The sequence below is a fragment of the Pedobacter sp. genome (assembly GCF_045627485.1).
Taxonomy (GTDB): domain Bacteria; phylum Bacteroidota; class Bacteroidia; order Sphingobacteriales; family Sphingobacteriaceae; genus Pedobacter.
This window is the reverse complement of sequence record NZ_JAZQNU010000004.1, coordinates 1-12955: the sequence shown is the minus strand read 5'-3', so window position 1 is coordinate 12955 and position 12955 is coordinate 1. Positions and strand designations below refer to the sequence as shown.

The window sequence follows — 12955 nt, the reverse complement described above, 5'->3', positions numbered from 1 at the left end:
TTCAACCAACAATACATTGTCAAATTCAATACTAGCGCCTTCATCTCCTTGCAAACGGTGTACAAAAAGGTGCTGGTCTTTTGCAACTTTGAATTGCTGTCCTGCTATATTTACTATTGCGTACATTGTTAAATAATTATTATTTTAAATTGTTTATTTTATTGAGGTGCAAATATAGAATTAATTATTCTAATTTCAAATGATTTAGTCATTCTTACTATATCTTTCTTCTGCGTCATTAATGGCATCCGCAACAAACGTTCGCATTTGTGTAGCCGCACTCATTAACTTTGGTATCTCCCGATAGTCGCTCATGATAATCACTTTCTTCGACTTGCGCTTGTAATTGAACTGTAACTCATAGCGTAACACTTTATCAGAAGTGATGTCCTCACCCCGGTTAGCAATTACGTCGGGAAAATTCCACAGACCTAGTTCATTCGCTTTGTTATGTAAAAAAATGATGTCATTTTTTCGGAGTTTCACATTTGTTTTTACCAATGAATCTTTCGCATTGAGGTATTGGTAATCACCTGTTGCTGAGTCGTAGCTATTTTCGAGCACCTTCCCTACACCCCACTTATATTGCAGCGATACAAATTCTGTTGATTTAAATGGCGCATTCTTGATCATAGGCATGTAGTAAATTACACAATAGATCAAAAAAGGCACAATAATAGACAGCGCTAAAAATATTTTCTTCCCTCTGGAACTCATTCTTTTTTGTTTTTACTTTAATTGAGATTAATCTATAGGCCCGGTAAGCTCACCTTCCCACTTACTAACTACGGCAGTAGCCAAACTGTTTCCTATCACATTGGTTGCCGATCGTCCCATATCTAATAAAGGATCAATCCCAATCAGCAGTGCTAAACCAGCCTCCGGAATATCAAAGGTAGCAATTGTACCTGCAATTACCACCAAAGATGCACGTGGAACGCCTGCAATGCCTTTACTGGTTAACATTAAGATCAATAACATTGTTACCTGCTGTTCAAAGCTCAGGTGGATACCATAAGATTGGGCTATAAACAATGACGCAAATGTCATGTACAACATTGAGCCGTCTAGATTAAAAGAATATCCAAGAGGTAATACGAAACTTACAATTTTATCTTTACATCCAAAACGCTCCAGCTGAAGCATAGTTTTTGGATATGCCGCTTCACTACTTGCCGTGCTAAAAGCAAGCAATACCGGCTCTTTCATCCTGTTAACCAAGTTAAACACCCGTTTTTTAAGGATAATAAAGCCAATAAAAATCAGGATGACCCATAGCAACAACATAGCGGTGTAAAATTCTCCGATAAATAACGCATAGGTCGATAAAACACCTAATCCTTGTTTAGCAACTATGGCGGCCATAGCACCAAAAACCGCAAAGGGTGCAAAGTTCATCACATAACCTGTTACTTTCAGAATCACATGGGCAACCGCATCAAAAAACTTAATAATAATCTGCCCCTTTTCACCTATAGCAGCAGTAGCTACACCAAAGAATAAAGAGAATACAACGATTTGGAGAATCTCATTGGTAGCCATCGCTTCAGTCATACTTTTAGGTACGATATGCGAAATAAAGTCTTTCATCGACAAAGCTACTTTCTTAATCCCTGTATCCACATTATCAGGAGGCAGAGGTAAGTTCATAGCTTCCCCCGGTTTAAATATATTGACCATGATTAAACCCAATACCAACGATAACAGCGAGGCGCTTAAAAACCAAAGCATAGTCTTTCCGCCGATTCTGCCAACTGCTTTTATATCGCCTACCTTAGCTACCCCAACAACCAAAGTGGTAAAAACCAGGGGAGCCACAATCATCTTAATTAATCGAAGGAAAATATCACTTAGTAAAGTGAGTGGCTCCAGCTTTTTCTCTCTGATTTGTTCATTATCTACACGTATTTTTAACGCAGCCTGTCGTTCAGCTACTAAATTTAAGAACGTAGTACTTGTTGAATCCTTTTCCTGTAAAATCTGACCATCAATTTTCTTTACAGCACTTTCAGCTTGCGTTATGTTTTCATTATAAGTGCTCAAGGATTTCACATTTAAGTAATACCCTAATCCTACACCTAAAATCAACGCTAAAAAGATGAAGAACGTTAACCTATTTTGTTTAGACATCTATCTTTAATAATTAATAAGACTGTAAAACTACAATAATTAAGTTAATCAATAAACATTGTTTAACAAAGGAATAAAAATCGCATTTTAGATGTAACAAACCCCTGATAAATTCTTCTAACGCTATATAACGCCTTATACGTGGAACAAAAAGACCAGTTATTCAAGCAGATATTCGATACTAACTCCAAAAAGATATTCCATTTATGTTATGGATATACGGGAGATAAAGATTCTGCAAACGATTTGTTACAGGAAACGTTCCTTAAGGTTTGGCAAAACCTCGATAAATTCAGAAATAAATCTCTGATTTCTACCTGGATTTACCGGATAGCGGTAAACACTTGTTTAACCTATTTACGATCTGAAAAACGACAGGCTAAAGAAGAATTAACCGAAAATATTATTGAAAGCAGACCTGAAGAGTATTCCGAGAAAAACGAGCAGGTGGCTCTACTATATCAATCCATCGCAAAACTCGAAGAGAACGATCGTTTAATCATCACCATGGTGCTTGATGACCTTCCCTATCATGAAATCGCTGAAATATCAGGTATTAGCGAAGGAAACCTGCGGGTAAAAATTCACCGCATAAAACAAAAACTGACAGAATTATACAATCAACATGCAAGAATTTGAAGATATAAAATCGATATGGCATAACCATTCAGTGGAGGTAAAAATCTCCGCTGGTGAAATGCTGCAGCAAGCGAAAAAAGAGGTTAACAACATTCGCAATAAATCCTTGTTAAACATTATTGGCATGGGGTTATCATTTGTAGCAGTGGCTTGTTTGTGGTTGTTTTTCGATTTTAACTCCTGGACAACCCATGTCGGCATCACAATTTTAATTATAGCTATCGCCATTTACACCTTTATCTTATACCGGGGGCATCAGCTAATATCAAAAACTGATTTTACGGCTAACCCGCACGATTTTCTTAACAAACTCAGGGCATACCAAATTAGCCGTTATAGTTTATACAACCGCTTATTCTGGATCTATATGATAGCTTTGTGTGTGGGAAGTGCGCTGTTCTTTTTTGAAATTCTTTCTTACTTCAGCTTTTGGAAACAAATATTGGTGGTGGTGTTGTCATTAGCCTGGTTCATTTTCTGCTCCACTATCCTACGTAATATTGTCATTAAAAAAGAAAAAGAGCGCATAGCGCTCTTAATTGAAAAATTTGAAAGAATTAGCGCGCAGTTCAAAGAACAAACGCCCAATTCTTAGTTTATTCTTTTACTTCTTCAACGGAAAAACTATTTCCATTTAATTTGTATTGCAACATCTTAGTGGCGCCAGCTTTCTGGGTAGTATCATTGCTGTTCACGACTGGAACAGAACGAAACAAATCACCGTTTTTGATGATGAATTTGTCGTCACCAGCATAGTTCTTTTTAATGCTGCTGCTCAGACCCGGAAAGGAAATTTTCTGGAAGCTATTGCGGTTATACTCGTAAACATGAAGGTCGTGCTCGTTTTTGTTGACGAGAAATTCAATATATACTTCAGGGTTACCATCATTATCCAGATCCATATTCCATGCATCAGTAATAATACCTTCTCTTTCATTTGCTAGCGATTTGAAGTCATTTTTAACCGAATCAGAAAGCAGCAGCAGGTATCCACCCAAACTGTCGACGCCTTTACCCCAGCTCAGCACTTCAACAGTGAATCCAGGTTTAACCGAAACCTCTTTGTAAAAAGGAAAAGGCCCCGGTTTTTCTTCCACAATCTCAGTAGTTGTTGTGCCTGCAGATTGATCACGCTGATCTGAAGAACATGCAAACAAAAATAACGCAGCAGCTGTAAGGAAAAACGGTCTTAATTTTAAATATTTCATTGTTTGTTATTATCTCACTAATTTAATGGAATTGACTTTGCAATACAAATGCAAATAGCAACAATCTATTTCGCAGGTTTTACACTTGCAGATCCATTGTTAAATATCGTCTCCGTAACCACACTACGTCTGCCTGTAGGTGTAATGACAATTGTTCTCAATACACGTTTATCTCCTTTAGCCAGTTCGAACTTCAATGGCGCCGAATAAAGCGTGGCATATTCTGAAGGACGGGTACCATCCAGGGTGTAATATACCTGGGCACCTGGCATAGGAGTCTTCAAATCTATTGTAAAACGATCGCCATCTATCACACCGTCCGTCTGGCCAATAGGTGTAGGCACCCAAAAGTGAGTATCGGTTTTATCTAAACGAGCCAGATGCAACGGCACACGCTCTTCTGTAAAGTTTTTTATGTCTTTGCGGTTCAGCGGAGTCCATGCAATTTCTGCCAGAGCATACATTCTGGGTAAAATATCGTATTCTACTTTTGCTGGAGTTTTAATGTACTCTGTCCATAAATTTGCCTGAACACCAATGATGTACTTTTGTTCCTCAGCAGTTAATACCGCAGGAACGGGATCATATTCGTAAATCTTATTCATAGGTGAATAACCTCCTATACTTGTTGGTTCATCTGGTGATTTTGATTGGTTATAATCCAGATATAGTCCATTTGTTGATGGCGTCATAATCACATCGTGTTTCTGTTGCGCAGATGCTATACCCCCTTCTAGACCTCTCCATGACATTACAGTTGCGTTTGGTGCTAGACCTCCTTCTAAAATCTCATCCCATCCAATAATTGATCGTCCTTTCGCATTAATATATTTTTCCATGCGCTGAATGAAGTAACTCTGCAACCCGTGTTCATCTTTTAGGTTATTATCTTTAATGAATTTCTGGCAAAATTCAGATTCCTTCCAGTAGTCTTTCGGACATTCATCACCACCCACGTGTATATATTTAGAGGGGAACAAAGCGATCACTTCGTCCATAACATTCTCTAAGAATTTAAAAGTGTTTTCAGTGGGCACAAAAACATCCTGAAAAACACCCCAGGTCTGCTGCACCTGTTTACCGCTTCTTGAACCGGCCCAAGGAGTTTTAGCATCAATCGGTGTTGGGCGGTCAGGAAAACAACTCAACTCAGGGTAAGCGGCAATAGCTGCCGAGGCATGACCTGGCATTTCAATTTCCGGAATCACATTAATGTACTTCGTAGCGGCATAAGCAACTACCTCTTTTACTTCATCTTGTGTGTAAAACCCTTTGTACTCTTGATTATCATTTGCTACACCAGGATAACGGCCAATGATAGTGCCATTTCGGGACCCACCAACGGAAGTCAGTTTTGGATATTTTTTTATCTCAATTCTCCATCCCTGGTCATCGGTCAAGTGCCAATGGAAATTATTAAGCTTATACTGCGACATCATGTCGACGAATTTTTTGATAAAGGAAACCGGGAAATAATGTCTAGCTACATCTAAATGCATTCCACGGTATTTGAACCTCGGGTAATCGTTAATTTCTGCAGCCTGAATGCTGAAGCTTTCTCCAGTTTTAGCAGGTATCATCTGCATAGCTGATTGTACACCATAAAAAAGACCTGCACCCTTTCCGGTTACCTGAATTTTGTTGGCCGTTACAGAGATTTTATACCCTTCAGCAGGTAATTGGTCAGCACCATCGGTTGTTAATACAATCGCTTTCTGCTTACTGGTTACACTTTTAGCTTCACGAAGGGCAAAACCACCCTGGGCAGCAATATAAGCATTAAGCAGATCGGCAGCTTTACTGGTTTCTGGCTGGGCTGCAACAATTACCACCGTTTTGTCTAACACAAAGGTGCCATTGTTTTTCTGCACTGATAATGGTGCGGGGATAATACCCATATTGACGTCCTGTTGTGCGAATACAGGGCTGGCCATCGTGGCAAATAAAATACAGGATAAAATTTTTTTCATAGGTTGGTTAAGTTGATTTAAGCCTCCAAGATAAACATAAAGGGCGAATCCCCGATAAGGAATCCGCCCTTTTTTATCCAATCGTTATTACGATTAATAGCTTAAAACATCCTCTTTAGCTGCCAGATAACGTTCTGCATCTAAAGCAGCCATACAGCCTGAACCGGCAGCAGTTACAGCCTGGCGATAATAATGATCCTGTACATCGCCGCAGGCAAAAACACCTTCTATATTAGTTTTGGTACTTCCAGGTACAGTAATTAAGTACCCTGTCTCGTCCATTTCCAGCCAACCTTTAAAAATCTCTGTATTCGGTTTATGGCCAATAGCTACGAAGAAACCCTCTATCTGTAAATCCTGTTCTATACCTGTCTGATTATTTACTATCCGCAGACCGGTTACATTCTTACCGTTCCCTAAAACCTCTTTGGCCTCGGTATTATAAATCACTTCTATATTTGGTGTGTTTAATACCCGGTGAACCATGGCTTTAGAAGCTCTGAATTCATCGCGACGAACCAGCATATAAACTTTATTACACAACTTAGCTAAATAAGTTGCTTCCTCGGCAGCGGTATCGCCAGCGCCAACAATGGCTACATCCTGGTTTTTAAAAAAGAAACCATCACAAACTGCACAAGCCGACACGCCAAACCCGTTATATTGGCTTTCACTAGGTAAACCCAACCATTTAGCAGTTGCCCCCGTCGATATAATTACAGTATCAGCAGTAATGGTTTTAATTTCATCAATAACTACTTTATGCGGCAAACTTGAAAAATCAACAGAACTTACATACCCAAAACGGATATCGGTTCCAAAACGCTCTGCTTGTTTTCTAAAGTCTTCCATCATCTCCGGGCCTGTTACACCAAGTGGATAACCAGGGAAGTTATCCACTTCAGTAGTTTGTGTAAGCTGGCCACCAGCTACCATACCTGTATACAAAACCGGCTTTAAATCAGCGCGTGCAGCATAAATGGCCGCAGTATATCCGGCAGGTCCTGATCCGATGATCAAACATTGAACGTGTTCTATTTCTTGAGTCACTTGCGACATATATTCTATTTCTTTTTGTTAATGCAAATTTAAGGAATAATGGCTTAAAACGGTAATCCTTCACATTAATGTGAGTTTTACGTTATAATTTATCCTTAGCTTTCTTTTGTTCTTCTCTTAACTGGCGTTTTGTTTTCTTTTCTACCGACAAAATCTGGTCATCCTTATAGGTAGTAATTTTTAAGCCACCGTCGGATACCCATTTTCCATCACGCTTTCCATTTAGAAACTGCCCGGTTTCCAAAAGATCGCCATCCCGGTCGAACGATTTAAAAACGCCATTTAACATGCCATTTTCATAATTGACCACATTTTTTGCAGATCCATCTACATAATAGCTGATCCACTGTCCATTTTGTTTACCCTGAGCGAAATTTCCTGACATGGTAACATACCTTTCCTTACCCTTACTATACACTTCCAACTGGCGGAAACCTTCGTTGGGATCCACCCAGTCGTAATATACAAACTTGCCTTCTGGAATTTGAAGGGTACTGTCTTTAAACGCACCCGTGGTCAGTATGTAACCCTCGCTGTCATATTTTTTAAACACCCATAAATTTTCCCCGCTTACAAAACCATAAATACCATAACTGGCAGCCTGGGTAGAATCGGTGGTTACCCGGTCTTTTGCGTCGAAATATACTTTTCTCACTTGCCCGAAGCCAGAATAGGAAATCAGGACAAAAAGTAACAGGACATATATCTTCTTCATATACAAAAATATTAAACTATGTCTGAATAATCCCAACATTGAACGCCTTTTTAATAGGCGACTGGTTGGCTGCTTCTATACCCATGGAAATTACCTTGCGCGTTTCCACCGGGTCAATAATGCCATCAACCCATAAACGCGATGCTGCATAATAAGGGGTAGTCTGTTTATCATAACGATCAGTAATCTCTTTCAGCAGTTCAGCTTCTTTTTCCGGCGTAATTACTTCGCCTTTGGCCTTTAGCGATGCTTCCTGAATTTGCAGCAACGTTTTTGCGGCCTGCGATCCACCCATTACTGCAATTTTTGCACTCGGCCAGGCGAAAATTAACCTCGGATCGTAAGCTTTGCCACACATGGCATAATTACCGGCACCGTATGAATTACCAATGATGATAGTGAATTTTGGGACCACTGAGTTGGCCACTGCATTTACCATTTTAGCGCCATCTTTAATAATGCCCCCCTGTTCAGAGCGGCTACCCACCATAAAACCGGTTACATCCTGCAAAAATACCAAGGGGATTTTCTTCTGGTTGCAATTCATGATAAAACGCGCAGACTTATCAGCACTGTCTGAATAAATAACACCACCAAACTGCATTTCTCCTTTTTTAGACTTCACCACCTTGCGCTGGTTAGCAACAATACCTACTGCCCAGCCATCTATTCGTGCTAATCCACAAATAATGCTCTGGCCATATTCTTTTTTATACTCTTCCAATGCTGAGTCATCTACTAATCTCTTGATCAACTCCACCATGTCGTAAGGTTTTTCCCTGTTTTCGGGCAGCAGACCATAGAGTTCTTCTGCAGGAAACTTAGGTGCTGCTGGCTTAATACGATCGAATCCCGCATTTTGAGGCGCACCCAGCATACTCATTATTTTTTTGATGCTGTCTAAACATGCCTGGTCGTTTGGGTGTTTATAATCCGTAACCCCTGATATTTCGCAATGTGTAGTAGCGCCACCTAAAGTTTCATTATCTACCTCTTCGCCTATGGCAGATTTAACCAAATAGGATCCTGCTAAAAACACCGAACCCGTACCCTCTACAATCATAGCTTCATCACTCATGATGGGCAAATAAGCACCACCAGCAACGCAAGAACCCATGATTGCGGAAATCTGTACAATTCCATCTGCCGACATCAATGCGTTATTTCGAAACATTCGGCCGAAATGTTCCTTATCAGGAAATATCTCATCCTGCATGGGCAGGTATACCCCTGCGCTATCCACCAGGTAGATTACCGGCAGTCGGTTTTCCATGGCAATTTCCTGTGCACGTAAATTCTTTTTGGCGGTCATTGGGAACCAGGCTCCCGCTTTAACGGTGGCATCGTTGGCCACAATCATGGTCTGGCGGCCTGATACATACCCAATACCACAAACCACACCTGCTGAAGGACAACCACCTTGCTCGGCATACATATCTTCTGCAGCAAAGGCCCCTATTTCTAAAAACGCAGTATCAGCATCAATTAAATAAGCAATACGTTCGCGGGCAAGCATCTTACCCTTGGCTTTTTGTTTAGCAGCACTCTTTTCGCCACCACCGGCGTATATTTTATGCAGACGGCTTTTTAAAGTATAAACCGCCTGTTTGTTAAGGTCTTCGTTTTTATTAAATTCAATGTTCATGGCACAATGTAAATCTATTTTCACACAAACTAAAGTCTGAAACATGATTTGGTATGGTTAGAAGAATTTAGCATAGCCAGGGGTTCGAGCCACTATAGAACTATTCTCTCAGGATCCTTACGAGTATCCCAGAATACCAGAAGTTCCACCTTATTTGCCATTTATCTATAATACAGGGTTACCTGCTTTACTATAACGCATTTATGGGTGTCGCTTTCTTTTGAATAAGGATATAATAATGGGGTATTATTAAGACGGCAAATTACCTCTTCGGTACGTTTAACGAAAGCTTCCAACTCCTTAAACGTCCATTTATTATCCAGGAATTCCAGTATCTGGAAAAAACTAACTTTAGCTGTAGGTGACCATATAACAGAATACAGCACTATGATCTGCCTGAAAAAAGATTCTTTACTTCATTCATAACTTCTGCATGAGAGATACCCTCTCCACGGTCCAACTCTTCTTTTGCGGCATGAATAGCTTGTTTTGCTTCCGTCGGAGTTTCAGTCCAAAAATCGGCCTCTGTTAAACTAAGCAGTGAATTTATTTCATTCAACAGATTCTCATCATTACTTTGAATAATCTTCTCTACGATCTTATATTTTAGTGTAATATCCATCATTCACAATTTATTAAAGATACGAATTTATTAATTAAAGAATTTTGGATAGCCTGCGCTATCTATACCTACACCAGAACTGTTCCCGGCCTACCCTTCATATGGCTGAGCTTACTTCTAAACAATGCCGCCATTAATGCTGCCCTTTCCTTTGTATCTACAGCCATGTCGCCTTCAAAATTCGCATCAATGGTTTCATTGAACAAAACCAGCCAACGGTCAAAATGATCTTGATTAATAGCCAATGGCGCATGTTTCGCAAAAGGATTCCCCTTAAAACCCGGCACGCTAAACAAAGCTGCATTCCAAAACTGGTACATTCGTTCCAGGTGTGGAGTCCAATCTTTAATTACTCCGTTAAATATTGGCCCTATTAAATCATCGCGCTGAACTTTATAGTAAAACTCATTTACAAATAATACAATGTCTTCTAATCCTTTAATATCTGGTTTCATAATATGCAGGTTTTTTTAATCCCTGAATTCATTGAGGTTCCTTATCCGGTTATCTCCAGAGTCCGACTTTAAAAAAGAAATGCCATTTGTATTTTCTACCCAGCTACATGTAGCTTGCACCCATTTATAGATTGCTGCATTCACCATCGGCAAGCTCGCTGGAAGCGCCTGTGTAAAGTTTTCCCCAGTTGGGTAATGAACCTGATAAAAAGCTGAGGGCACTAGAAAAACCAGCGTTTGCCGATTAGAAGATTGGATAAAAAAATCTCCCTGGATTCTTTCTTCTGGATTTTGCCTTTTAATCAGGTATACCTTAGCATTCACATTGGTTACAAAGTAATCGTTGTTAACCAGGTGACCGCTGCTTCCTACAGCTTTTACTCCACGTGTTATCTCTTTATCCAGCTTTCCAGTTGAAGCACGGTACAATCGGTGTACCTGTAGCTGACCATCCTTCACTGCAACAATAAAAAAAGGGGCAACTAAACCGGAATTGTCTGCAATTTGCACCAACATGGCAGTTTTTTGCGTATTTATAAATTTGGCAAAAGAAAACGCTTTATGAGCAGATTCAGGGTCTTTGTTATCCAGCCGTATGCGAACAGTGGTGTCGCCAAACTTTATACCGAAGGTCTCGTCTTCATTGGCAGTTGCTTTCTCAGGTAGTGAGTACTTAATTATTGATAATTTCACATCAGTTTCTTCTGAGTGAAAATTAAAATCGGTGTTATCAGTGATAACTTTTGGAACATAAGTCACTTCCGTTTTATTGGATTGACAACCCAAAAAAACAACGGAAAGGAATAAAAAAGTAATTATGGATTTCATAATTTTCTGCTATAATGTAAATATTGTATATGCCTAAATTAGCAGAATTTATCGTAAACTGGATGTTTACCTGGCAATGCAATGATCTTCCAGGAAATTAAATTACGTTACATCAATAATACTTACCAGTTTTCGCTAGCCTTTCACAGAAATCCCAGATATTAAGATAAAACCCTTATAGTATTATAGCTGCTTCCATTTGAGAGGTATTTTCGCTTGAACAAAGACTTCGATAATTAGGGTTTAATACGGTTGTTAATCTCCCCAATTAGTTTCTTTTTATCCTGTGATATTGTTGTTAAGTTTAACCAATCGTCGAATAATTCATACCCCCAACCACCGATGAGGTTTTTATTTAACTGGATAAAGTTTAATAACTCAGCTTTGCTTTTGCTATTAAAAGCATTACTTCCAATTTCGGCAGAAGCTTTTAAATAACGGAGCAAAGTAATGTGATCGATTAACTTGATATCCTTTTCTAACTTATTGGCATACTTTAAAGCGCGCACAAATTCTTCCTTAATGATCATTAATTCCAACCTGCTTAGTTGATACATTTCAACGGGTTGCTTTTTATTGATATTAAATTCAATCTGCTGTTGAAATTTGATGATACCTTTTTCAAAAGACGCTTTAGCTTGATCTGCTTTCCCTGTTGCTTTATAGAGCAAGCCAACTTCTCCCCACCTATCACTATAATTCTCAGCAAGTGTTTCATAGTCTTTGATGGCACTCAAGGTATCTCCAAGTTTTAAATAGCTCTTGGCCCGGTATTCAAATGGTGGTATTACAAAATTCATGATTCGAACGTTATCATCCTTATTTTTAAGAATGGCCTTACTTAAATAGTTAATGGCAGTTTGATAATTTCCCATTTCATAATTTAGTTCGCCCATTTTGGTCAATGATAATTTTATCATGGCTAAACTATCATTGATGCTCAATGCAGTATTTGCATCTGCAAGGGCCTGCTTGAACTCCTTTCGGTTATGATGATTTCTACTCTTTTTTACCAGAGCGAGTACCATATCATCGGTTCTTGTTAAACTCGTATCAGCAAGAATCCCTAGCTCTATAAACCACAACGCTTTTTCTGCTTTGTTACCAACATATTGATTTAAATTAACAGGTGACACCTTAAGTTTATTTTGATTAAAATTAATAACCGATAGATAGGGCGCAAGTTGGATATTAGTAGGGATATCTTCTATCCGGTTATTACTTATATTTAACGACTTCACCAGAAAACGCTCCCAGCCCTTGTCAGGTAGAAAAGTGATACCGCAGTTTTCCACATCAAGCAAATATTCTTTGGACGGGATAGTAAGTAGCCCATTCCACAGTTGTTTAGTATTGATTTTACTGTTATCGGTAAGGTAAATCTTTTTAATAGCGGTCCATTTACTTAAATCTTCGGGAAAATTCTCAATCTGGTTAATAGTTACCCTTTTAAAGGGCTTTGGGTCATCTGACCTATAAAACCCCCTTAACCATTGATAACTTGTCACGTGCTCAATTTTGCCTGCATTTAAATTCAATTCTTCCAATGTTTTAAGATTGGAAATTTGGTCAGGCAAGCGATTTAAATCATTAAAACTCAAGCTAATTTTTTTGATAAACTGAAGGCGCCCTATGCTTTCTGGTATACGATTAATATTATTAAAATCTAAAATTAATTCTTCCA

General features: G+C 39.0%; 14 protein-coding genes. 2 read left to right on the top strand and 12 right to left on the bottom strand.

Annotated features, from left to right (window positions below; all coding sequences use genetic code 11):
* The 3 genes from ACR2F3_RS00165 to ACR2F3_RS00155 all read right to left on the bottom strand — a co-directional run.
* On the bottom strand, positions 1-126 hold a 126-nt coding region (locus ACR2F3_RS00165), incomplete at its 3' end, for a large ribosomal subunit protein bL21 (protein WP_432707962.1).
* Between the two features lie 78 nt (positions 127-204).
* Positions 205-717 (bottom strand): hypothetical protein, encoded by a 513-nt coding sequence (locus ACR2F3_RS00160; RefSeq protein WP_432707960.1) that lies wholly within the window; start codon positions 715-717, stop codon positions 205-207.
* A 27-nt stretch (positions 718-744) separates the two neighbouring features.
* On the bottom strand, positions 745-2130 hold the full coding sequence (locus ACR2F3_RS00155; RefSeq protein ID WP_432707959.1) for a dicarboxylate/amino acid:cation symporter: 1386 nt from the start codon (positions 2128-2130) through the stop codon (positions 745-747).
* A gap of 141 nt (positions 2131-2271) precedes the next feature.
* On the opposite strand from ACR2F3_RS00155, the gene ACR2F3_RS00150 reads away from it, so the two are divergent.
* Together ACR2F3_RS00150 and ACR2F3_RS00145 are read left to right on the top strand one after the other, a co-directional pair.
* Positions 2272-2769: an RNA polymerase sigma factor gene (locus ACR2F3_RS00150; protein ID WP_432707958.1), complete on the top strand. Its 498-nt coding sequence runs from the start codon at positions 2272-2274 to the stop codon at positions 2767-2769.
* Positions 2756-3364, top strand: a complete 609-nt coding sequence (locus ACR2F3_RS00145) for a hypothetical protein (RefSeq protein WP_432707957.1) — start codon at positions 2756-2758, stop codon at positions 3362-3364. The genes ACR2F3_RS00150 and ACR2F3_RS00145 overlap by 14 nt, the downstream gene beginning before the upstream one ends.
* 1 nt (position 3365) lies before the next feature.
* On the opposite strand, the gene ACR2F3_RS00140 is transcribed toward ACR2F3_RS00145, so the two are convergent.
* From ACR2F3_RS00140 to ACR2F3_RS00100, 9 genes are all read right to left on the bottom strand, one after another.
* A complete protein-coding gene (locus ACR2F3_RS00140; RefSeq protein WP_432707956.1) occupies positions 3366-3977 on the bottom strand; it encodes a hypothetical protein in 612 nt (203 codons plus the stop codon).
* A gap of 65 nt (positions 3978-4042) precedes the next feature.
* Positions 4043-5947 carry a beta-N-acetylhexosaminidase gene (locus ACR2F3_RS00135; RefSeq protein ID WP_432707955.1) on the bottom strand — a complete coding sequence of 635 codons (1905 nt, stop codon included), beginning with the start codon at positions 5945-5947 and terminating at the stop codon, positions 4043-4045.
* Positions 5948-6040: 93 nt separating this feature from the next.
* Complete coding sequence (trxB, locus tag ACR2F3_RS00130) at positions 6041-6997, bottom strand: thioredoxin-disulfide reductase (protein ID WP_432707961.1); 957 nt, start codon at positions 6995-6997, stop codon at positions 6041-6043.
* A gap of 91 nt (positions 6998-7088) precedes the next feature.
* Positions 7089-7721, bottom strand: a complete 633-nt coding sequence (locus ACR2F3_RS00125) for a toxin-antitoxin system YwqK family antitoxin (RefSeq protein WP_432707954.1) — start codon at positions 7719-7721, stop codon at positions 7089-7091.
* Between the two features lie 16 nt (positions 7722-7737).
* The gene (locus ACR2F3_RS00120; protein ID WP_432707953.1) at positions 7738-9366 is read right to left on the bottom strand and encodes an acyl-CoA carboxylase subunit beta; all 1629 of its coding nucleotides are present in this window, start codon (positions 9364-9366) and stop codon (positions 7738-7740) included.
* A gap of 385 nt (positions 9367-9751) precedes the next feature.
* Entirely contained in the window at positions 9752-9991 is a 240-nt protein-coding gene (locus ACR2F3_RS00115) for a hypothetical protein (protein ID WP_432707952.1), read from the bottom strand.
* 65 nt (positions 9992-10056) lie between these two features.
* On the bottom strand, positions 10057-10443 hold the full coding sequence (locus ACR2F3_RS00110) for a group III truncated hemoglobin (protein WP_432707951.1): 387 nt from the start codon (positions 10441-10443) through the stop codon (positions 10057-10059).
* A gap of 15 nt (positions 10444-10458) precedes the next feature.
* Entirely contained in the window at positions 10459-11271 is an 813-nt protein-coding gene (locus ACR2F3_RS00105; protein ID WP_432707950.1) for a hypothetical protein, read from the bottom strand.
* A 236-nt stretch (positions 11272-11507) separates the two neighbouring features.
* Positions 11508-12955, bottom strand: a 1448-nt coding sequence (locus ACR2F3_RS00100; protein WP_432707949.1) for a tetratricopeptide repeat protein, incomplete at its 5' end; no start/stop codon positions are given.

Coding starts and splice junctions, on each gene's coding strand:
- ACR2F3_RS00160 (WP_432707960.1), bottom strand. CDS start 717: ATGAGTTCCAGAGGGAAGAAAATATTTTTAGCGCTGTCTATTATTGTG.
- ACR2F3_RS00155 (WP_432707959.1), bottom strand. CDS start 2,130: ATGTCTAAACAAAATAGGTTAACGTTCTTCATCTTTTTAGCGTTGATT.
- ACR2F3_RS00145 (WP_432707957.1), top strand. CDS start 2,756: ATGCAAGAATTTGAAGATATAAAATCGATATGGCATAACCATTCAGTG.
- ACR2F3_RS00140 (WP_432707956.1), bottom strand. CDS start 3,977: ATGAAATATTTAAAATTAAGACCGTTTTTCCTTACAGCTGCTGCGTTA.
- ACR2F3_RS00135 (WP_432707955.1), bottom strand. CDS start 5,947: ATGAAAAAAATTTTATCCTGTATTTTATTTGCCACGATGGCCAGCCCT.
- ACR2F3_RS00125 (WP_432707954.1), bottom strand. CDS start 7,721: ATGAAGAAGATATATGTCCTGTTACTTTTTGTCCTGATTTCCTATTCT.
- ACR2F3_RS00120 (WP_432707953.1), bottom strand. CDS start 9,366: ATGAACATTGAATTTAATAAAAACGAAGACCTTAACAAACAGGCGGTT.
- ACR2F3_RS00115 (WP_432707952.1), bottom strand. CDS start 9,991: ATGATGGATATTACACTAAAATATAAGATCGTAGAGAAGATTATTCAA.
- ACR2F3_RS00110 (WP_432707951.1), bottom strand. CDS start 10,443: ATGAAACCAGATATTAAAGGATTAGAAGACATTGTATTATTTGTAAAT.
- ACR2F3_RS00105 (WP_432707950.1), bottom strand. CDS start 11,271: ATGAAATCCATAATTACTTTTTTATTCCTTTCCGTTGTTTTTTTGGGT.